A 19,894-nucleotide genomic window follows, 5' to 3' on the forward strand; every position below is an offset into this window, starting at 1 on the left:
GGCACTCGGCCGGCGTCCATACAGGATGGAAGGGCGACAAAGCGCAGAGAGAGGTGGCGAGAGTGGAGTTGGTGAGAGCCGACCTGATCAGCAGGGCGCGGGCCGGGGACGGCGAGGCGTTCCGGGCGCTGACCGAGCCGCACCGCCGCGAGCTACAAGTGCACTGCTACCGGATGCTCGGATCGTTCCAGGACGCCGAGGATGCCCTCCAGGACACCCTGTTGGGCGCCTGGCGGGGTCTCGGCGGGTTCGACGGCCGCGCGTCGCTCCGGACCTGGCTCTACCGGATCGCCACCAACCGGTGCCTCAGCGCACTTCGCTCGGCCAGCCGACGCCCGGCCAAGGAGTGGGACATCCCCGGGGTCGAACCGCCCGAACCGACCCGGCTCGGCGAAGTCGTCTGGCTCGAGCCGTACCCCGACGCCCTCTTCGACGGTGCGATCAATCTGCCGCTCGGCCCGGAGGCCCGCTATGAGCAGACCGAATCCATCTCTTTGGCCTTCGTGACCGCCCTGCAGGTACTGCCGCCTCGCCAGCTCGCCGTACTCATCCTGCGCGACGTCCTCGGATTCCACGCGAACGAGGTGGCCGACATGTTGGACACGACCGTCGATTCGGTCAAGAGCGCCCTCAAACGGGCGCGCGCCGGCCTCGAACGCCGACGGTCGACGGCCGCCGACCGCGAACCGCCTCCCGCCGCCGACTCGACCACCGAGGATGCGATCGTGGCGAAGTTCGTCAGCGCGTGGCAGTCCGCCGATATCGACGCGCTGGTGGACCTGCTGACCGACGACGTCTTCATGTCCATGCCACCACTGCCCCTCGAATACGAGGGCCGAGACGTCGTAGCCCACTTCTGCGCCACCCTCTTCGGCGCAGGCCGCAGATTCGACCTCGTGCCGACGCGAGCCAACGGCCAGCCGGCGTTCGGCGCCTACCTGCGCACTCCCACCGGCATCCGCCACGGCACCGGCCTCTACGTCCTCACCCTCGCAGGCAACCACATCTGCGCCCTGACCCGCTTCGAAAACACCGCGCTCCCATCCTTCGGCCTACCCCGATCACTCCCTCGCTGACCAGCTGATCAGACCTCGCCCGCCAGGTACCACGTCCAGCCGAAAGGCGAGGCCGCCGCTCGGCGCCGCGACGATCGCACCGACGAGAACCTCGATGCCGGTCGCCCTGACGTTCCACCGCGAGACCGGCTGATAATGACAGGACGTCCGAACCGGACCGTCCCTGTCCCGAGGAGAGACCATGTCGTCATCCGGGAGCCAACCTCCGGCGGAACCGACCCCCGCGCCCGCGGCCGTGCCGCAGGCAGTCCGGGCATCTCTGCTCGCTACCGAGCACTGGAGCCTGCTCGGGACCCGAGGCACAGTCTGGTCGGAGGTGATGAGCCGGATCTCCATCCACCTCACGGTCGCCTCCGCATCGCTGGTGGTGATCGCCCTGGTGACGCAGGCGTCCGGGTTCGGCACCGCCTTCAAGGTCCTCTCGATCGGCCTGAGCTCGGCGGTGCTGGTGCTCGGCACGCTCACCGCCATCCGGGTGCACAACGCGAGCGTGGACGACACGGTGCTCGTCATCGGGATGAACCGGCTGCGCGCTGCCTATCTCGAGATGGACCCGACGCTGGCGGACTACTTCGTCACGTCGTGGCACGACGACCAGGCCGGAGTGATGAGGACCTACACCATGGGAACCCGCCCAGCCATGAGCCACAGCCTGGGCAGCACGACGATGTTCGTGAACATCGTCAACACGATGGTCGCGGGCACGCTCGGGTCCCTGATCTCGAACGCCGCTGGGGCGGGGCCGACCGTGGTCGTCATCGTCGGCACGATCAGTGGTCTGGCGTACCTGGCGGCCACGATCGAGGCCGCCAGGCGGACCTTCGCCAGACCCCCCGTCATGGCACACTTCCCGTCTCCGGCGGACTGACCGGCTCAGCTACCTGGCACACCTCGAGACCGGCATAGGGTGCACTCGACGCGACGTACACGACGCAGGGACGGCGGCAGAATATGGGCAACGGCACCCGCGACGAGCTGCTCAGTCGCCTGGCGGAGGCGGTCGGATCCGTCACGATCGCACACCCGACGCGGGTCGCCGTCGACGGACCGCCCGCCGCCGGCAAGACCACGCTGGCTGACGAGCTCGCCGTCGTCCTGCGCGCGCAAGGCCGCGAAGTCATCCGCGCGACGATCGAAGACTTCCTCACCCCCCGGTCACAGCGCTATCGGCGCGGCGAGGACTCTGCCGAAGGCTGCTATCACGACAGCTTCGACTTCGACGCGCTGCACCGGGTTCTGCTCGATCCGCTGGGCCCGGCCGGAGACCGAAGGTTCCAGCAGGCGGTCTACGACAGGGTCACGGACACCGCACTGTCCCAGCCGGTCAAGACGGCACCCGCCGACGCCGTGCTGCTCTTCGACGGCGTGTTCCTCCTGCGCCCGGAGCTGATTGACCGGTGGGACCTGCGCATCTTCGTGTCCGCCGCTTTCGAGAAGACCCTGGATCGCGCCCGGACCCGAGACCAGACCCCGTTTAGACCCGCCACCGAGGTCGAGCGACGCTACCGCAGCCGCTACATACCCTCCCAGCAGTTCTACTTCGACACGACCCGCCCGACCGCTCACGCCGACATCATCGTGCACAACGACGAGCCCCACGAGCCGGCCTGGGAGGCCCGACCACGCTGATCAGATACACAGGAACTGGCAACTACCCTCTCGTGGCATTCACTCGCTCCCGTCGTCTCCCTCTCCAGGCTCGACGGCGACCCATTCGGTCGATGCCGACGTCGTCGCATCTGGTACTCGGCGAATCTCGACGACTTCGATGTTCAGGGCCCGGAGTCGTGACAGCAGGCCATAGAGGGCCGACTGATCCGGGATGCCGTAGACGATGGTGTTCACCTGATCGACCGCCAGTGTCACGGCGCCCAGATCTCGAAGGTCTTGCTCCGGTACGGCGCCCGCCACGCGCAGCTCGTACGTCGCATCCTCCATCGAACCCACTCCGTCCCAACGTGTGCGTCGACGGTCGCAAGGACGACGTCACGCGGCTTCATCCCGGTGGGGTGAATTGCCGGGCTCGAACCGGGCCTGCTGGACATATCGAGGTCGCGCCGTCTTCGATTGCCCGGCATTCGGACGTCAACCGGCGGTCGGCGCCGCGACGTACGGACGAGCGCTGCTCGGATCGGGCGATCGCGACGCCAATCTGACTGCAGCTGCACGCAGATCCCGACCTACGGGCCCGGGCCCAGTCGCATCACCCGGCACGGATGATTCGCCACTGTGGATGCTGGTGATCCTCGTTCTGTTCCTCCGGCGTGGTCGGCCCGTGGCCATGCCCGCCGACCACACTCACGAGCTATCAGCTGACCGCTCGGCGCCACCTTCGGCGTCATACTCGCCGACCACGGGGACCGCCTGGATGAGGTCGGTGGATGGCTGCACCTGACCGGTCTCGATCGCCTACGACGATTCGACGACCTGGATCGTCGAGCGCCCCGTGACTGACAAGTCTGCGGTCATACGTCAGGGATGACGACAGATCCGCGAACCAACGGTCCGATGGTGGCAACGAAAACCACACGGTGCCGCGAGATTCGCTTCATGACTCGTGGAGGACGACACCGGAGGGAGGCGCAGATGGCACTGACAACCTACGAGATCCGCATTGTCGGCCCGGTGTCGGCCGGGCTTCTCGCCCAGCTCGGCGACGTCACAGCCGTGGAACTGGAGCTGAGGACAGTGCTGACCGGCAGGTTCATCGATCAGGCTGCGTTGCACGGGTTCTTGCAGCGCCTGCGTGCACTCGGTCTCGACCTCGTGGAAGTGCGATCGGTGGCCTCACCCGAAGACGACGAGCCACAGGGCGAGGAGTCACCATGATCGAGCACCGGTGCGGTACGGCGTACGAGTTCACCGTCGCCGGCCCGATGGGTCCGTTGTTGCGCGCCGCGTTCCCCGGACAGCGATTCGCCGCGATCGAGGCGTGCACGGTCATCCGGATGCAGGTCCCTCCTGACCGCGACCTGGATCTGGTGGATCTGGTCGGCCTCTTCGAATCTGCGGGGGTATTCGTCCAGGACCTCTATCGGGTCAGCCCGCCGGCCTAGCGAGGGGCAGCGTCGACCTGGGTGCGCGACGGAATCGGCTGACTACTCGGCCAGGAGTCCGAGTTCGCGGGCCCGGTGGACGGCCTGCCGACGGGTGCCGACGTCGAGCTTCCGATGGATCCGCTTGAGATGTGCCTTCACCGTGTTGACAGATACGTACAGCTCCGACGCGATCTCCGCGTTCGTCATCATCGTCGGCAGGTACCGGAGAACAATCAATTCACGGTCGGTCAGCGGTTCGGCCGGTACGCCGGCTGGTGCGCCGGGTGACCTGAGGAGGCCCATGTCGACCAGGAGTTCGTCCGCGAAGTCGGTGAGATCTGGCCCCGAGTGCTCCAGCCAGGTCAACAGACGAGGTAGCTGCTCGGGGTCCAGGACGAGGAACGGTCTTCGGATCCCCTCCGGTCGAGCGGCCTCCAGCGCGCGGCCGAGCGCCTCCGCGGCGCGATTGTCTTCACGCAACCGGCCGGCCACCAAGGTCGTCAGGAGCCACACCTCGACGACGGCACTGCGCTCGACCGACTCGTCACGAAGGCGCGCGAGAATCTCCTCGGCCCGGTGTGGCGCTCCGCGGGCCAGAAACGCTCGCGCAAGGCAGACCTGCTCGCGAGCGAACGGCGTCGTCCGGCCGGCGGGAGACCCGAACCTGGTCAGGGCGGTGCCCGGGTCACCGGCCGCGAGGTCGATCTCGGCCTCGGTGATCGCGAGCCATCGTGCGATGAAGACCGGCGGCGCCCACTCGGCGAACTCGTTCCTCAGGCGGGACAACTCCTCTCGTGCGGCGTCCACTCTGCCGACAGAGGCGTCCAGTCGAGCTTGTGCAAGGCCGATCGCGTACGTGGAAGCGACTTCCGCCGAAGCCCTCCGACCCTCGCCCAGCAATCTGCGGGCGTCGTCGAGGTTGTTCCACTGGAAGTGGACCATGGCCAGGGCCAGGTATGCGGTCGCCGCCTGTGGCATCGGCGCCCAGCCGCGAGCTTCGACGACCGCGACTGCCTGAGCGGCGAACCCGAAGGCCTGCTGCAGGCGACCTGATGAAGCGGCAAGCAGCCCGAGATGCGCCAGTACGTTGATCCGGGCAACGTCCAAACGGGTCGCTTCGGCAACGCGAAGGCCATCCAGCAGACACGCTTCGGCGTCGGCCAGGCGACCGGACCAGAGCAACGCAGTACCAAGGTTTCCCAGCGCGACGGCCCGGTACTGGTCCGCGGCCGGTATAGACAGACCCGGCCCGGCGAGCGCGTCGCAGGCGTCCGAGGCGGCCGACACCACGGCCGCGATGTCGCCACGTGCCCGTGCGGGAGGCAGCGAAAGCATCCGGATCGCGATGTACGTGGGGGTCCGTGACTCCGGACTGGTTGTGTCCAATCGCGCCTGAGCGAAGTCGATCTGCCGTTGCATGTCTTCGTGACGGCCGGCGAACATCAGGCGCCCAGCGGCGCACAGCGCCATCTCCGGGCCGTCAGCGAAGAGGTGGCTGGGGATGCGAGCCAGGATGGCGTCAAGCTCCGTCCGTTCGGACGAAACCAGCAAATGCATGGCTTGCCTGACGAACAGACGGCCCAGCAGCTGCCAGTCGGCCGCCTCGGCAGCTTGCCGCAGCGCCTCCAGCGGGTGTCCGTTCTCAGCGAACCAGAGGGCCGCGCGCCGGTGCAGGCCGGGCAGGCGCTCCGGTTCGTCGACCGCCAGCCGATGGTGCAGCATCTCGCGAAGCATCGGGTGGTACCGGTACCACTGCCGATCCGGGCCGAGGCCGACCACGAAAGCGTTGGATTTCTCGAGCATCTCCAGGAACTGCAGACCGCGAGGCTCGTCGGACAACACCTCGGCCAGTCCGCTGTTCAGCCGCTCCGCGACGGAGGTCCGCAGCAGGAACCTCCGCAGCTCAGGTGGCTGGCTCTCGAACACCTCCGCGGCCAGGTAGTCGGAAACCGCTTGGTCGTCGCCGGCGAAGTCCGCCGGGGTCCGGCCTGGCTCCAGCCCGTTGAGGAAGAACGCGGCCAACCGCAGCCCGGCCGGCCACCCTTCGGTGCGGTCGACGAGTAACTGGGCCTCGTGGGGAGCTACCAGGACACCCTCCGCGGCAAGCAGCGAGGACGCCTCGGCGACGCTGAACGCGAGATCCGGGGATCGGATCTCGGCGAGATCTTCCGTCATCCTGAGCCGGTGCAGGGGCAGGGCGGGATCTGCCCGTGTCAGGAGCACCAGCCGCAACTGGGGCGGCGGGTGCCGCAGCAGCTCGGACAGGCGCGAGAGCACGACCGGTTCATGAAGGACCTGGAAGTCGTCGAGAACGATGACGACCGGCGCGCGCAGCCCGGTCAGGCCCGCGCGGAGCAGGCGGAAGTGCTCGTCCTCGCTGCCGAGTCCCGGCGCCAGCTCGGCCAGTGGGTTGCCGCGGGGAATCAGCACCGCGCTGCGGATGGCCGTCACCAGATAGGTCCAGAACGCCACTGGATTGTTGTCGCTCTCGTCCAAGGAGAACCAGACCACTGGGCCGGCAGTAGGTCCGGAGGCCGCCCAGGAAGCCGTTGCCAGCGTCTTCCCCCAGCCCGCGCCGGCGCTCACGACCGTCATCGGCCTGCAGGTTCCGGCATCCAGCAAGCGATTGATCTGTGGGCGGGCGACATACGAGGACGGCACTCGTGGTCGTGCCAGCTTCGTCGCCAGCAACTCGAAGTCAGCCGCCTCCGGACGCAGCGGTAGACGTCCTGCCGCACCGATTGCCATATCCCCCCGACCCTGTCGACCGCCCGCTCCCTGCTCGAGCTGCTGTCGCCAGACAGGTCGGGTCGCGGGTGCTGCTGCCGATCGCCAGTCCCGCACAGTTAGGCCGGACCGCACGCCCCAGGATCAGCCAGATCGGTACACATGTTACGTGAGGTCCACCGAATACCACCCGTAACGGGCCAGGCCGCTTCGGGCGGCTCGGTTCACGATGATGGCGTGACCTTCCGAGTCAGAGGTGGCGGTCGGCCGATCATCGCGACCTGCATCGCCAACGCCATCGAGTGGTACGACTTCGCGGTCTACGGGGCACTCGCGTCGGTCCTCGTCGCCGTCCTGCTACGGCCGGGCCCCGGAGACGGCGGGCTGACCGCGATCTTCGCCGTGTTCGCGACGTCCTTCCTGGCGCGACCGGTCGGTGCATTGCTGGTCGGAATGCGTGCGGACCAGGTCGGGCGACGCCGCCTGCTGGCCGCCACGATCCTGCTGATGGCCGGCGCCACCGCTGCGATCGGGCTGCTGCCACCCTGGTCAGCGGTCGGAGTCCTGGCACCGATGTGCCTCGTGGTCCTCCGCCTGGTGCAGGGATTCGCGTCCGGAGGCGAGATCAGCGTATCCATCGCCTACCTGCTCGAATCGTCACCTCCGCGTCGTTGGGGCTACTACGGAGGCTGGCACACGGCGACCATCGCGCTGGGGTTCACCGCAGGCCTGACGGCCGCCGCGGTCGTCTCGGCCACGCTGTCGACGGCCGATCTCGAGCGTTGGGGATGGCGGATCCCGTTTCTCGTCGCTCTTCCACTGGGTCTGGCCGGCCTCTACATCCGCTTACGCCTTCGCGAGACGACCCCGTTCGAGCAGGCCGGCAGGAGTGCAGACAGGAGCGCGGCGACCATCCAGACCGCCTGGCGCGAGCACGCTCCGGCTGTCTGGACGGGCTTCGCCCTGGTGAGCGTTCTCTCCGGCACATTCAACATCTGGTTCGTGTTCCTGCCGTCGCATCTCGTCGCGGAGGACATCCACGACCTGCCCGTGGCCTTGGCCTGCGCGGTAGCTGGGCTGGCGGCGGCCGCAGTAGCGGCACCGCTGTTGGGGCTACTGTCCGACCGGATCGGGAGACGCCCGTTACTGGTGGCCGGCACCTCGCTCCTGTGCCTGCTCGCAGTGCCTCTGTACGAGCTGGTGCTCCAGGGCTCGATGCTTCGACTGCTCGTGGCCGACCTTGCGATCGGGATCCTTCTCGGCACGCTGGTGATCTCCGCGCACATCGCGGAGCGGTTCCCCGTCACCGTCCGTGCGAGCGGCATCGCGCTGACGTACGGCTTGGCGACGGCGCTGATCGGCGGCACGGCCCCCGTCGTCGCCAGCCTGCTGACCGAGCACGGATTCTCCGTCTGCGTCCCCCTCTACTTGCTCGGCCTCAGCGCGGCCGGACTCACCGCGGCCCTGCACTCCCCACCGGTCGTGGCCTCGGGGGGCACCTGAACCAGCGACACCCGGATCGGGTGATGCCGTCGGTCGAGCGCCGCGAGATGGTAGATCCCACGGCGCCACGAGGAAGTCTGGTGGGGATGATGGATGCGATGCGATCTGCCGCGAGGGTCGCCGAGGGGGACGCGGACGACCCTCTGCTGGCGGTGAGGTTTGCGATCCCGGGGCCTCCGAGGGCGTACGTCGAACGCCGGCGACTGACGGCGCGGCTGGATCGCGGTGCCGAGCTCCCGCTCACCCTGGTCAGCGCTCCCGCCGGCAGTGGAAAGACCGCATTGGTCGCCTCTTGGGCGACGAAGCGCCAAGCGCCCGGCGGCACGGGGTGGATCACCTTCGAGGAGCGGGATACGCCGGCCACGGCGTTCTGGCCGCACGTCCATGAATCGCTCCGCCAGCTAGGCGTGGCCCTGCCGGTCGCGCGCTACGACACCCCGCGCGCACACTCCCGGATGCTCACCAGGCTCGCCGGTGCGCTCGCCGGGCAGACCCATCCGGTGACCCTCGTACTCGACGGCTACGAGCTCGCAACCACGGAGGAGTCGAACGATATCGACTTCCTCTTGCGACACACTGGTGAGCGCCTGCGGGTCGTGCTCCTGACCCGTGTCGACCCGGTGCTCCCACTGCACCGCTATCGGTTGGCCGAGATGATGACCGAGGTGCGGATGGCGGATCTCGCGTTCACCGAGGAGGAGACGTCGCGCCTGGTGCGGCAGTCGGGGATCAGTCTGAGCGCGACTTCGATCAGTGCACTCACCCATCGCACCAGAGGCTGGGCCGCGGGTCTGCGCTTCGCGAGCATGTTCCTCGAGCGGAGCCACACTCCGGACGAGGCCGTCGACCAGCTGGCCGGCGACACTGGCAACATCGCTGAATACCTCATGTCCGAGGTGCTGCAGACACAGCCCGGGCGGGTGCGGGCATTGCTGCTGCGCACCAGCGTCGTCGACGTCCTTCAGCCCGGGCTGATCGAGGAGCTCGCCGGACGGTCGGCAGGACGCACGCTCGCCTCGCTGGCACGGGGCAACATGCTTGTCGAGGCGCTGTCGGATCACCCTGGCTGGTATCGCTACCACCCTCTCCTGCGTGACCTCCTGCGCGCCGAGCTCGTCCATCGATCACCCCGCGGCCAGGTCCGCCTGCACAAGAAGGCCGCTCAGTGGTATGCCCGGCAGGGATTCCTCCGCTCCGCCGTGGGCCTGGCTGCAGCCGTCGGGGCTTGGAGCGATGCTTCGGCGTACGTCATCGACGACCTCGCCATCGGGAAGGTTCTGCTGGGCAACGACCCTAGCGGTCTGGACGACGACCTCAGGAAGATGCCTCGCGACGTCAAAGATCCCGCCGCGTCGGTCGTCAGGGCTGCGCTGGCGCTGGCTGACCACAAAACCGATCGCTGCGCGGAGGAACTGGGGCGTATCGGCGAGACAGCTGCACCAGAGTCGGCCCACAGTCGCGCTGTCGAGCTGTCAGCCGACATCGTCGAGACCGTCAGATCAGGTCTGCTCGACGATCCGGAGACCGTCGCCCACGCCGACCTGGCGCAAGAGGAGCTCGGCAGGCTGGAGCGCGAGAAGGTCGTCGCACACCCCGAGCTGACCGCGCTCGTCCAGGCCAGCAAGGGAATGGCGCTGCTGCGCGACGGCAAGATCGACGATGCGCGGGAGTCCCTCGCGTCGGCGGCCCGCCTGCGGGCACCGGGATGTGACGCGTTGACGGTGTCGTGCCTCGGCTATCTGGCCCTGATCGAATCTCACCAAGGTCAGCTTCGTCGTGCCCAGGACTGGGCGTCGCAGTCGAGGTCCGTCGCCCAACAGACCGGTCTCCCGTCGGTGGGTTGGCCTCCGGCGGCAGAGATAGCTCTTGCCCTGGTGAGCGCAGAACGCTACGACCTCCGTGCCAGTCGCGAACACCTCAGAGCAGCACTCCGTTCGTACGACGTGAGCGAGGACCCGGTGATTCAGGCGTCGTCGGCCATCGTTCAAGCCCGCCTGCTCCGCGCCCGCGGGGAAGAGGATCAGGCGATCGACCTGCTCGAGACGATCGGCACTCGATCGCAAGGCAAGGCCGGCTGGCCGGGCGAGATCCTCCAGCTCGAAATGGCGATGCTCAAGGTCGTGCGGGGCGAACCCGAGGTCGCAGTGCGAATGATCGACCAGCCGAGTGACCGGGATGAGGCCAGCAGGTCGCTGGTCCTCGGTCACGCACAGGTGGAACTGGAAGACTGGGTCGGCGTGGAGAAGTCGGTGTCCGCGATCCTGGACCACGACGACAAGGAGATCCCGCTTAAAACCCTCGTGGGTGGGCGACTGCTGGAAGTCGCCTACGAGCTGCACCGTCGACAGCCAGGACGGGCGAGGATCGCGCTCAACCGCTCTCTGCGCCTTGCAGGCCCGGAGGACCTGCGCCGGCCGTTCCGTGAGGCTCCTCCGGCCGTCCGGCGATTCCTGGAAACCGATGCAGCGCCGTCCGATCAAAAGGCATTGCTCGGATCCGTTGTCGACTCCGGTCGCGAGGTTCTCACCCAGCGAAGCACTCCGGCGGGAAGTAGCACCAACGAGATGCGCGACGAGGGCTATCTCGCGCCACTCACGGTGAAGGAGCTGGAAGTGCTCGGTCACTTGTCCGAGTTGCTGACCACTGAGGAGATCGCGACGGTGATGTTCATCTCGGTGAACACCGTCCGTTCGCACGTCCGCAACATCCTTCGCAAACTAGCGGTCTCACGCCGGAACGAGGCCGTGCGACGTGCCCGTGATCTCAGCCTGATTCCCGGCTGACGCCTGGACACCTACGACATCCGGCAGCTGGGCCAGAACATCCTCACTGGTCCGCCGCCGGCTGTTACCGTTTGGCATGGCAGATCAGCCGCGGGGCCGGAAGTCGTTGCCATACTGGGGATTCGGGGTCGTCGTCATCGTGTACCTGGCGATCATCCAGGGCGGCGGGATCCTCGTCGAACACGTTGGCGACCATGACGATACGGCCACGACAACCGAAGGCGTGATCTACAACCTCTGGATCCCGCTCGGAGCGGCCCTCGTCTTCACCTACGCCGTCGTCGCCGTACTGGGCTGGTGGCGCCCGGTACTCCGAGACGATCGACCAGTACGGCGATGGGTCTGGGCAGTGCCGATCATCTTCGCCTTGTGCAGTCTGGCCGCCATCGACTACGCCGCACTCGGCGACAAGACCGCGGGATATGTCCTCGCGCTGTTCATCGCCACCCAGTTCGTCGGCTGGGGCGAGGAAGGCATGTTCCGCGGCATCGGCGTCACCACTCTCCGGTCGCACGGCCTGACCGAAGGCAAGGTCGCGTTCTGGTCCAGCGTCATCTTCGGCGCAGTGCACCTGTCCAACTCCCTCACCCACGGCGCACAAGCGATCCCCCAGGCTCTCGCCGTCAGTTGCGCCGGCTACTTCTTCTACCTGACCCGCCGGGTCGCCGGCACCAACGCCGTCAACTCGATCCTGCACGGCCTCTTCGACTTCTCGATCCTCACCGGCACCGTCGTCCTCGTCGACCAGAACCCGTACGCCGGAGCAGCCGCCGCGATCCTCGCCTACCTCATCGTGGCCGCCCTCCTCCTGGTCCGCCGCCACCACATCGAGGCCCCAACTCCAGCCCCAGCCGCAGCCACCGACTGAATCGTCGACCTGGGCGGGATGGATTCACGCAGCAGGACGCAGTCGACAGGCTCGGCTGGAAGAAGACACGACTCAGTCTCATCGAAACTCCTCCGAACCAGCGACGAATCTGGACGCTGATATCGGCAATCAGTTGAGTAAGTTTGAGTTGGGCCTCTGAAGTTCATCACCCCAGAGGCATACTGCCTGGCTAGAGCCGACGAGGGGACCCGAACCCCCAACCACCGCATTCTGAGCACTCGCCTTTCGTTGCGACCGACGACGGCTTCAGCGTCCAAACGCCCAGGCCACCATCAGCGGGAACTCGGCTTGCCAGAACGGGTCGCCGTGGTTTCCGATCCGCTCGGTCATCACGACGTCCGCATCGGCATCTCGCAGTGCGTCCGCCCACCGGGTCGCGTTCTCGAGGAACCACGGCTCCAGCGTTCCGGCGACGAGGTAGGTGCGCGGAAGAAGGCTTGGCATCACGGCAGGCGGGCGGTAGCCGCCGCCGGGCGAGGCGGAGAAGACCGCGCCGTAGACGCCCGGATGCCGAAGCCCCATGGCGAGCGCGAGCTCTCCACTCGCCGACACCCCGCACACCGCAGTACGTTCGGCCGGCAACGCGACGCTGAAGCGCGAGCGCACCCAGCTGCGGACGTCCTCGACGAAGAAGCTCTCGTGGGCCGCGAACCGTTCCTGGTCGAACGTTGGTGAGTACTCGTGGATGCGCACCATCTCATCCTCATCGTCCGTGCGGTAGGCACCGACGATCATCGTGGGCGGTACGTCGGCCGCCTCGAGGTACCCGCCCCACTGCGAGATCAGCTGGCCGTCACCGGCGAATACGACTGCCTCAGGCGGATCCGGCGGCACGTACACCGTGACCTGCCGGCCGCCGTCGTACTCGAACGTCTCGGTGACGAGCTCTCCCGCTATCGGATCAGCACGAGCTGGTTCCGGCGCCGATCCGGCACCACCGGGGCCGACGACTGCTTGGTCATCCATTGGTCGCACCTCGACCTTTCATGGTCGTGACCCTTGCGAAGCGGGCCGCATCTGTGAGTTTGGACTACGTGAGGCTGTTGCCTATGAAGGCCAGGGTGAGGGCCTCGATCCGGCGGAGCTCGGTTTCGGGGGCATCGCGGAGCGGGCCTTGGCCGGTGAGCACGGCGGTTCCGTGGACGACAGACCAGATAGGGTATTCGATGCCTTCGCGTCGTTGCGGATCGAGGACGCCGGCTTCCATTAGTTCGTCCAACGCGGCACGCAACAGCCCCAGAGGGGTGCGATCCGATTCGCCCTTCGCCTCGCCGCGGTCCGCGTAAGCATGCTGCTGCGGCACAGCGAACGCAGTTGCGAACAGGCCGGGTTCATCGTGGGCGAACTTCAGGTAGGCCGACCCGATCGAGCCCAGCCGGCGGCGAGCCGCGACCGGGTTGCCGCGTTTGCCGCTGACACGAGCGATGTCCGCGGCCATGCGGTCGGCCAGCTCCTTCATCGCCGCAGCGCAGACCTCGGCGAGTAGCTCGTCGCGGTCGGCGAAGTGCCGGTAGGCAGCGTTGGGAACGACGCCGACCATACGGGTGGCTTCGCGAAGCACCACGGCGTCAGGCCCCCCGGTGCGAGCCAGTTCGACTCCGGCAGCGACCAGGCCCGCGCGTACGTCGCCACGCGGGCGTCGTCGCCGCGACCGTGGTGCTTCCTCTGCTGCCGCTTCGCCCATGCTCACGCGGTCAGGATAACAATGTGGACACCGTCCACTAAACCGAGCTAATGTGGACAGTGTCCACTAACTGTGAGGAAGGGCCTCTGATGGAGGAGAAGACGAAGCCAGACATGCGCCGCGGCGATCTGGTGCGGGTGACCGCGGACGCCTGGTTCGCAGGCGGACAGCGGATTTGGTACGACGCGACGTCTGCAGATGTACTGCCCGACGACGAGGCCGCCGCGAGACCCGGCGTACTGAAGGTCTTCGAGCGCACGACGACCGCAGGGACGGACGCTGACGCCGTGTGGCTGACGATGCTGCCCGGGTTTCCGGACGGTTCCTACGGCTGGGCTCAAGTGGATCGTCTGCTCCCCGCCGGGCTCGGTCCGCGGCTGTACGTCGAGCCCGTCGGTCAGGGCGATTCGGACAAGCCCAAGCGCTACCCGCATTCGACATACGGACGAGCCGATCTCGTCGAGGCCTTGTGGCGGCACCACGGCGTCGGTCGTACTGTCGTGGTCAGTTTCGACTACGGCTCGCTGACGCTGCTGGAACTTCTTCGCCGCCAGGTGGTGGAGCCTGATCGGATCGCGCCGTCGATCGCGGCGGGCTTCATGGTGAATGGTGGTTTGTTCGCCGACGCGCATTCGCACCCATGGCAGGGAACTCCGATGCTCAGGTCTCCGCTTGGTGCCCTTGGTGCGCGGGGTTCGCAACACTCGTCGGCGTCGTTCATCCGGGGATGGAAGCAGGCCCGGATGTACTCGCGCGACTACCACCCGAGCCAGACCGAACTCGTCGAACTGTGGTCGGCATTGGTCCGCCGGGGCGGAGCAATGTTCCTCCATGACGGTGCCGGCTTCGTCAAGGAACATCGCCGCAACGCGACGCGCTGGAACTTGGCCGCGCTCGCACGAGAACTGAACGGCACGGTGCCGTTGTACGTCGGCGGCAGCGACGAGGACCCCTACGAGCATCGCCAGCTCACGGCGGCCCGCGAACGAGTACCCGAAGCCCAGATCATCACCTTCCCAGGCGGCCACCTGACCACCAGCGAGCACCCAAACCTCCTGGCCGATGCGATCACTGACATCGCGTCCCGGCACGGAGTAGGCCCCGGTACGCCGACCGCAGACGAGACGAGCGTCTGACATGCGAGTCGCGGCGTCAATGCTCTTCTGCTGTGGTTGATTTCCACGGGCTCGGAACATTTCGCCGCACGCCTTCAGATCCAGAACTTCTGGCCGGCGCTCATCGGTGGGGTGATCGCGACCACGGTCTCGCTCGTCCTGCACGCGGCGCTGCCGGCTGCCAAGAACTATCGTTCACTCACGGAGGAAATGGCATGAACGACACCGCAATTCCGTCCCAGTACGTGACGACGACGTCCCGGGCCGACATCGAGCAGGCCCTTGTTGCCGCAGGCAAAGACCTGGACAGGCTTCAGGCCGCAGATCTCGCGATGATGGAGGACTACCACACCGGCGGACGAATCGCGACCGGGCAGCTCGTCGACTTGGTCGACATCACGCCGGACAGTGAGGTGCTGGACGCCGGCGCGGGCATCGGAGGAACCGCGCGCTATCTCGCAGCCCGTTTCGGGTGCGCAGTGGCAGCTGTCGACCTCTCTGACGAGTACTGCGAGACTGCCCGCTGGCTCAACCGTCTCGTAGGCCTGGATGACCGGATCGTCGTACGTCAGGGGGACGTGACCACGCTGCCCTTCGACGATTCCTCGTTCGACGTCGTGTTCAGCCAGCACGTCCAAATGAACGTGGCCGACAAGGACGGTCTCTATCAGGAGGCGAGGCGAGTCCTGAAGGCCGGCGGCCAACTCGCCCTGTGGGACATCACCGCCGGCAACGGACGCGAACTCGACTACCCGTTGCCGTGGGCCGACGTACCCGACCACACCCATCTCAGCACACCAGCAGCCGTGCGTGCCGCCATCGAGGCTGCCGGATTCACCGTCAAGCACTGGAGGGATTTGACCGAGGAAGTCGGCACCATGATGCGAACGATGGGATCACTTCCACCCAGTCCGCTCGGGCTTCACGCGTTCGTCCCCAACTTCCGCGAGCGCGTGAAGAACCTCAGCGAAGCCTTGACCGACGGCCGCCTTCAAGCCATCCAAGCGGTCGCCCTAGCACGCTAGCCAGCGCGTCCGCCGCTGGATGGAGCCGAGGTGCCGCCGCCGGTGACCGGCGGCGGCCCGGGGCGCAGTCGTCCGGGGCGATCGCCAACGGCATCCGGTCGTGGATCCGGCCGATACCGTCCGTCGCGGTGGGATTCCCACCCACCTGGGCTGTGCCCTTGCCGAAAACAGCGCCCGCTATCCCGCCCGGCCGAGGCCGGTTGGGATCAGTGCTCGGCGCCGGCTCGGGCGGTCTTGGGGAGCAGGAAGCCGACCGCGAAGGCGAGCAGGATCCCGCCGACGGTGGCGAGGAGCGCCGCCTGGGTGCCGTCGAGTGCGGCCAGGGCGCGGGTCGCGGGCGTGGCGTGGGCGACCTTGCCCATGAAGATGGTGCCGATCACCGCGATACCGAGCGCGATACCCACCTGCTCGAGCGAGCCCAGCATTCCCGTGGCCGAGCCGACCTCCTCGTCCCGGACGCCGCTCAGGATGATGTCGAACAGCGGGACGAAGACCATGCCCATACCGGCTCCGCCGATCAGGTTGGGGACCACGAGATCCCAGTGCCCGACGTTCAGGCCGGTCAGCGCCAACACGCCGTACAGTCCGATCAGTCCAGTCGCCATCAGCGCCAGGCCGATGTGAAGCAGCTTGCGACCGTACTTCTGCATCGCGATCCCGGAGACCGCCGAGCCGATCAGCGCCCCGAAGGCCCAGGGCGCCATCGCCAGGCTCGCGCGGATCGGGGTGTAGCCGAGGCCGACCTGGAGGAACATGCCCAGGACGAACGTGCCGGCCATCGCACCGAAGAAGACCACCGCGAAGAGCACGCCGGACAGGTACGAGCGGCTCCGCAGCAGCCGCGGCTCGATCAGCGGGGTCGCGCCGCTGCGCTGCCGGCGGGACTGGTAGACACCGAACCCGGCGAGCACCGGTACCGAGGCGACCAGCAGCGCCTTCGACCACAGCGGCCAGCCGATCTCGTGACCCTGCACCAGCGGGTAGACGAGGGCAACCAGGCCGGTGCCGGCGATCAGCAGTCCGGGAATGTCCAGCGAGATCCGGCGGCCAGTGGGCCGGGAGTTCGGCAGGTACTTGGCCGCGACGATGAAGGTGAAGATGCCGACCGGGATGTTCACCAGGAAGATCGCCCGCCAGCCGGTACCCATCAGGTCCGCGTCGAGCAGCGTGCCGCCGACGATCGGGCCGATCACCGCGGACAGACCCATCACCGGACCGAAGAACCCGAACGCCTTGGCTCGCTCGCCCGGTTCGAACAGGTCTCGGGCCAGTCCGAAGCCCTGCGGCAACATGATCGCGGCGAACGAGCCCTGGGCCACGCGCGCGGCGATCAGCATCTCCGACGACACCGCGAGGCCGCACAGGAACGAGGTCACGGCGAACCCGCCGACGCCGATCAGCAGCGCCTGCTTCCGGCCGACCAGGTCACCGAGGCGGCCGCCGACGAGGAGCAGGACGGCCAGAGCCATCGTGTACCCGGCGGCCATCCACTGAAGGCTCGCGTAGGAGCCGCCGAGGTCGGCGCGTATGGCGGGGGCGGCGACGTTCATCACAGTCGAGTCGAGCAGGTCCATCACCGACGCGCTGATGACCGCGGAGAAGGCGAGCCAGCGCTTGCGACGGCGCCGCGGGGCGGCCTCGACGGCGGCGGCTGCGCTGCGGGGGAGTTCTACGACTGCGGTCATCATCGACTCCAAGCTCGAACGGAACGAACTGTTCTGTTCCAACTCTAGCGGAACAGAGCATTCCGTTCAAGTGGTAGGCTGGGTGACATGACGAAAGCTCTCAGTGGCCGGAAGGCGCAGGCGGCCCGCAACGACGAAGTGATCCTGGCCGCCGCCCGGGCGGTGTTCATCGCCGATCCCGGCGCCCCGATCTCCGCGGTGGCGGAGCGCGCGGGTGTCGGCATCAGCGCGCTCTACCGGCGGTACGCGAGCAAGGAGGAGTTGCTCCGCAAGCTCTGCAGCGACGGGCTGGCCCGGTACATCGAGGAGTCGGAGAAGGCGCTCGCCGACGACCGCGAGCCGTGGGTTGCGTTCGGAGCGTTCCTCCAGGCGCTGGTCGACGCTGACACCAACTCACTGACCCAGCGGCTGGCGGGAACGTTCACGCCGACGCCAGACCTCTGGCAGGACGCCGCCCGGGCGGCTGAGCTGAACCAGGCCATCTACGCGCGGACGAAGGAGCACCTCCGGCCGGGGATCGTGGTCGAGGACTTCGGAGTGATCCTGGAGCAGATCACGTCGATCAAGCTCGGCGACGAGGCTCGGACGAACCAGCTCCGGCATCGGTACCTCACCCTGATGCTGGAGGCGATGCACCGGCCCGGGGAACGACCGGGCGGCGGTTCGGAACTCCCGGGACCGCCGCCTAGCAATGACGAACTGACCGACCGCTGGCGGGCCTGACTGGTGGGGCGGCCGAGTCAAGGAGGTGCTCGTTCCCCGCGGTCGGCACGGTGAAGGGCCAGAGTTCGGCGGCGGAGATCTGTTTTGTGCCCTTCGCAGGTCGGACCGGTTAGGCTCCGGCTTAGGGCGCCGGGCGCAATATGCTTTCGAGGAAGTACCGCCCCTGGCTTTGCTGGACATCAAGGGGGATCGCATGACGGAACCGTCCACAGGCTGGCAGCTCGACGCCATCACGTACTCCGGAGGCACGCAGGACGGGCCGCGCGCCAACGTGAAGCTCTCCCGGGCTGGTGAACCGGTGCACGGTGAGGGTTCTGGCACCGGGCTCATCGACGCGGTGTGCCATTCGATCTCGCTGGCGACGGGCGTGGAAGCGCGGGTAGTCGCGTTCCGGGCGTACTCAGTCGGCCCGGGCAGCGAGGCTGTCGGAGAGGTCGAGCTCGAGGTGGAGCTGCCGGGCCGCAGGGTTGCGGTCCGGGCGTCGTCCTCGGATGTCGTGGAGGCCGCCGGGCTAGCCCTCGTCGCGGCCCTCAACCAGTACAACGCGAAGCGGCCGGCACGAGGCTGAGTCCAGTGAGCTGACCGTGGTCCGATGAGCGCGAGCGCCGCCGCCCGCTGCGGTGGGTGAGTCCCAGGACTGTGGCTCGGTCGGGACCGGCGGAATGCGGCAGATGAGTGCGGTTGCGCTACTCGCAGCCGGTGGCAGGGCGGATGATGTCCGCGAATAGGGGACATGGCGCCTGCGCGGGGCCGAACGGCGGAGGTCCCGTGAAAACTCTTGCCGATAGCCTGTCGGATCCACCGGACGCCGTTCGTAGCGTAGGTGGAGGCGGACAGCGGGTCCGCCCGAGCCGAAGGAGCAGACATGCCCGAGTACCTCATCTACTTCAACCAACAGTGGGTGGGTGAGCACACCGAGGAGTGGTTCCGCGGGCGCGGGCCACTCGCCATGGCGGTCGTGGACGAGATGAAGGCTGCCGGCGCTTACGTCTTCGCCGGAGGGCTGGAGGAGGAGGACGGCCCGGTCTACAGCGCCGACCCCACCAGTGGCGACGTGTTGATCACCGACGGACCATACGTCGAGACCAAGGAGTTTCTGGGCGGGTTCGCTCTGGTGGACGTGGCCGATGACGAGGCCGCCAAGATGTGGGCGGGCAAGGTCGCGGAGGCATGCGGTTGGCCGCATGAGGTTCGCCGCTTCAAGCCGCAGCCTCAGGCCAAGTGACTCCATCGCCCGGCTCGGTCCAAAATGGTGAGGAACATCGGCGCGGCTCTCTTGCGTGCTGTATGGACCACCAGCAGCAGTACCTCGCGAAGAAACCTCGTTCGGGTACCACTGCCACGCCAACACCGGGCGTGCGCTTCTCCGAGACCGCCTGACGCCTAATGGTCGACCGCGATCTCATCGTGGAACGGCTGCCGTTCCACGATGAGATCGCGGAATGCTCGGAACTCGAACCGTCGCAGCTACTGACGTCTCTGGCGTTCGTTGGACACCTGTCGCTGAAGATGCGGCGTAGTGCATACATCGACATGGTCGTCGCCGCGGGCGTGCGCATCCGCCGCTTGCCGAGCGCGCGTGGTCTCGGCAGCGCAAAGACCTGACCGATCGGTTCCCCGACGTCGCCGCGGCGGCGCCGCAGGAT

The 19,894-nt window shown here is 67.5% G+C and carries 19 protein-coding genes; 14 read left to right on the top strand and 5 right to left on the bottom strand.

What is annotated here, in order from left to right; all coding sequences use genetic code 11:
• The first annotated feature begins 62 nt into the window (after positions 1-62).
• From EV648_RS16210 to EV648_RS16220, 3 genes are all read left to right on the top strand, one after another.
• Entirely contained in the window at positions 63-1,076 is a 1,014-nt protein-coding gene (locus tag EV648_RS16210) for a sigma-70 family RNA polymerase sigma factor (RefSeq protein ID WP_241995246.1), read from the top strand.
• A 181-nt stretch (positions 1,077-1,257) separates the two neighbouring features.
• The gene (locus EV648_RS16215) at positions 1,258-1,944 is read left to right on the top strand and encodes a hypothetical protein (protein ID WP_132291470.1); all 687 of its coding nucleotides are present in this window, start codon (positions 1,258-1,260) and stop codon (positions 1,942-1,944) included.
• An 83-nt stretch (positions 1,945-2,027) separates the two neighbouring features.
• Positions 2,028-2,705: a cytidylate kinase family protein gene (locus EV648_RS16220; protein WP_132291473.1), complete on the top strand. Its 678-nt coding sequence runs from the start codon at positions 2,028-2,030 to the stop codon at positions 2,703-2,705.
• 39 nt (positions 2,706-2,744) lie between these two features.
• On the opposite strand, the gene EV648_RS16225 is transcribed toward EV648_RS16220, so the two are convergent.
• Positions 2,745-3,014, bottom strand: coding sequence for a hypothetical protein (locus EV648_RS16225; RefSeq protein WP_132291476.1), 270 nt, complete (start codon positions 3,012-3,014; stop codon positions 2,745-2,747).
• Positions 3,015-3,662: 648 nt separating this feature from the next.
• Between EV648_RS16225 and EV648_RS16230 the strand changes: the two genes are divergently transcribed.
• Both EV648_RS16230 and EV648_RS16235 read left to right on the top strand, forming a co-directional pair.
• On the top strand, positions 3,663-3,905 hold the full coding sequence (locus tag EV648_RS16230) for a hypothetical protein (RefSeq protein ID WP_132291479.1): 243 nt from the start codon (positions 3,663-3,665) through the stop codon (positions 3,903-3,905).
• A complete protein-coding gene (locus tag EV648_RS16235) occupies positions 3,902-4,132 on the top strand; it encodes a hypothetical protein (RefSeq protein ID WP_132291482.1) in 231 nt (76 codons plus the stop codon). The genes EV648_RS16230 and EV648_RS16235 overlap by 4 nt, the downstream gene beginning before the upstream one ends.
• Positions 4,133-4,174: 42 nt before the next feature.
• Here the strand turns inward: EV648_RS16235 and EV648_RS16240 are convergent, their stop codons facing one another.
• Positions 4,175-6,709 (bottom strand): LuxR C-terminal-related transcriptional regulator, encoded by a 2,535-nt coding sequence (locus EV648_RS16240; RefSeq protein ID WP_158293993.1) that lies wholly within the window; start codon positions 6,707-6,709, stop codon positions 4,175-4,177.
• Positions 6,710-7,078: 369 nt separating this feature from the next.
• On the opposite strand from EV648_RS16240, the gene EV648_RS16245 reads away from it, so the two are divergent.
• The 3 genes from EV648_RS16245 (at position 7,079) to EV648_RS16255 (ending at position 11,995) form a co-directional block, all read left to right on the top strand.
• Positions 7,079-8,344 carry an MFS transporter gene (locus EV648_RS16245; RefSeq protein WP_158293994.1) on the top strand — a complete coding sequence of 422 codons (1,266 nt, stop codon included), beginning with the start codon at positions 7,079-7,081 and terminating at the stop codon, positions 8,342-8,344.
• 98 nt (positions 8,345-8,442) lie between these two features.
• Positions 8,443-11,127, top strand: coding sequence for a LuxR C-terminal-related transcriptional regulator (locus EV648_RS16250; protein WP_158293995.1), 2,685 nt, complete (start codon positions 8,443-8,445; stop codon positions 11,125-11,127).
• Between the two features lie 76 nt (positions 11,128-11,203).
• On the top strand, positions 11,204-11,995 hold the full coding sequence (locus EV648_RS16255; RefSeq protein WP_132291494.1) for a CPBP family intramembrane glutamic endopeptidase: 792 nt from the start codon (positions 11,204-11,206) through the stop codon (positions 11,993-11,995).
• 267 nt (positions 11,996-12,262) lie between these two features.
• On the opposite strand, the gene EV648_RS16260 is transcribed toward EV648_RS16255, so the two are convergent.
• Entirely contained in the window at positions 12,263-12,982 is a 720-nt protein-coding gene (locus EV648_RS16260; protein WP_241995249.1) for an alpha/beta hydrolase-fold protein, read from the bottom strand.
• Positions 12,983-13,046: 64 nt separating this feature from the next.
• Complete coding sequence (locus EV648_RS16265; RefSeq protein WP_132292343.1) at positions 13,047-13,700, bottom strand: TetR/AcrR family transcriptional regulator; 654 nt, start codon at positions 13,698-13,700, stop codon at positions 13,047-13,049.
• 89 nt (positions 13,701-13,789) lie between these two features.
• Here EV648_RS16265 and EV648_RS16270 point away from each other — a divergent pair, with 89 nt between their 5' ends.
• Complete coding sequence (locus tag EV648_RS16270; RefSeq protein WP_199234644.1) at positions 13,790-14,836, top strand: alpha/beta fold hydrolase; 1,047 nt, start codon at positions 13,790-13,792, stop codon at positions 14,834-14,836.
• A gap of 32 nt (positions 14,837-14,868) precedes the next feature.
• Positions 14,869-15,840, top strand: a complete 972-nt coding sequence (locus tag EV648_RS16275; protein ID WP_199234645.1) for a class I SAM-dependent methyltransferase — start codon at positions 14,869-14,871, stop codon at positions 15,838-15,840.
• A 206-nt stretch (positions 15,841-16,046) separates the two neighbouring features.
• Here EV648_RS16275 and EV648_RS16280 read toward each other — a convergent pair whose 3' ends face one another.
• On the bottom strand, positions 16,047-17,525 hold the full coding sequence (locus EV648_RS16280; RefSeq protein WP_132291497.1) for an MFS transporter: 1,479 nt from the start codon (positions 17,523-17,525) through the stop codon (positions 16,047-16,049).
• 87 nt (positions 17,526-17,612) lie between these two features.
• On the opposite strand from EV648_RS16280, the gene EV648_RS16285 reads away from it, so the two are divergent.
• The 4 genes from EV648_RS16285 to EV648_RS16300 all read left to right on the top strand — a co-directional run bounded on the left by EV648_RS16285 (position 17,613) and on the right by EV648_RS16300 (position 19,853).
• A complete protein-coding gene (locus tag EV648_RS16285) occupies positions 17,613-18,248 on the top strand; it encodes a TetR/AcrR family transcriptional regulator (protein ID WP_132291500.1) in 636 nt (211 codons plus the stop codon).
• Positions 18,249-18,273: 25 nt separating this feature from the next.
• A complete protein-coding gene (locus EV648_RS16290) occupies positions 18,274-18,816 on the top strand; it encodes an alpha-isopropylmalate synthase regulatory domain-containing protein (RefSeq protein ID WP_255512844.1) in 543 nt (180 codons plus the stop codon).
• A 297-nt stretch (positions 18,817-19,113) separates the two neighbouring features.
• A complete protein-coding gene (locus EV648_RS16295; protein ID WP_132291506.1) occupies positions 19,114-19,473 on the top strand; it encodes a YciI family protein in 360 nt (119 codons plus the stop codon).
• 161 nt (positions 19,474-19,634) lie between these two features.
• Positions 19,635-19,853, top strand: a complete 219-nt coding sequence (locus tag EV648_RS16300) for a hypothetical protein (protein WP_132291509.1) — start codon at positions 19,635-19,637, stop codon at positions 19,851-19,853.
• Positions 19,854-19,894 lie beyond the last annotated feature (41 nt).

Origin of the sequence: Kribbella sp. VKM Ac-2568 (assembly GCF_004345365.1) — a bacterium.
In the GTDB taxonomy this organism is placed as follows: Bacteria; Actinomycetota; Actinomycetes; order Propionibacteriales; family Kribbellaceae; genus Kribbella; species Kribbella orskensis.

Coding starts and splice junctions, on each gene's coding strand:
- EV648_RS16215 (WP_132291470.1), top strand. CDS start 1,258: ATGTCGTCATCCGGGAGCCAACCTCCGGCGGAACCGACCCCCGCGCCC.
- EV648_RS16220 (WP_132291473.1), top strand. CDS start 2,028: ATGGGCAACGGCACCCGCGACGAGCTGCTCAGTCGCCTGGCGGAGGCG.
- EV648_RS16225 (WP_132291476.1), bottom strand. CDS start 3,014: ATGGAGGATGCGACGTACGAGCTGCGCGTGGCGGGCGCCGTACCGGAG.
- EV648_RS16230 (WP_132291479.1), top strand. CDS start 3,663: ATGGCACTGACAACCTACGAGATCCGCATTGTCGGCCCGGTGTCGGCC.
- EV648_RS16235 (WP_132291482.1), top strand. CDS start 3,902: ATGATCGAGCACCGGTGCGGTACGGCGTACGAGTTCACCGTCGCCGGC.
- EV648_RS16240 (WP_158293993.1), bottom strand. CDS start 6,709: ATGACGGTCGTGAGCGCCGGCGCGGGCTGGGGGAAGACGCTGGCAACG.
- EV648_RS16250 (WP_158293995.1), top strand. CDS start 8,443: ATGCGATCTGCCGCGAGGGTCGCCGAGGGGGACGCGGACGACCCTCTG.
- EV648_RS16255 (WP_132291494.1), top strand. CDS start 11,204: ATGGCAGATCAGCCGCGGGGCCGGAAGTCGTTGCCATACTGGGGATTC.
- EV648_RS16260 (WP_241995249.1), bottom strand. CDS start 12,982: ATGGATGACCAAGCAGTCGTCGGCCCCGGTGGTGCCGGATCGGCGCCG.
- EV648_RS16265 (WP_132292343.1), bottom strand. CDS start 13,700: ATGGGCGAAGCGGCAGCAGAGGAAGCACCACGGTCGCGGCGACGACGC.
- EV648_RS16270 (WP_199234644.1), top strand. CDS start 13,790: ATGGAGGAGAAGACGAAGCCAGACATGCGCCGCGGCGATCTGGTGCGG.
- EV648_RS16280 (WP_132291497.1), bottom strand. CDS start 17,525: ATGACCGCAGTCGTAGAACTCCCCCGCAGCGCAGCCGCCGCCGTCGAG.
- EV648_RS16285 (WP_132291500.1), top strand. CDS start 17,613: ATGACGAAAGCTCTCAGTGGCCGGAAGGCGCAGGCGGCCCGCAACGAC.
- EV648_RS16295 (WP_132291506.1), top strand. CDS start 19,114: ATGCCCGAGTACCTCATCTACTTCAACCAACAGTGGGTGGGTGAGCAC.
- EV648_RS16300 (WP_132291509.1), top strand. CDS start 19,635: ATGGTCGACCGCGATCTCATCGTGGAACGGCTGCCGTTCCACGATGAG.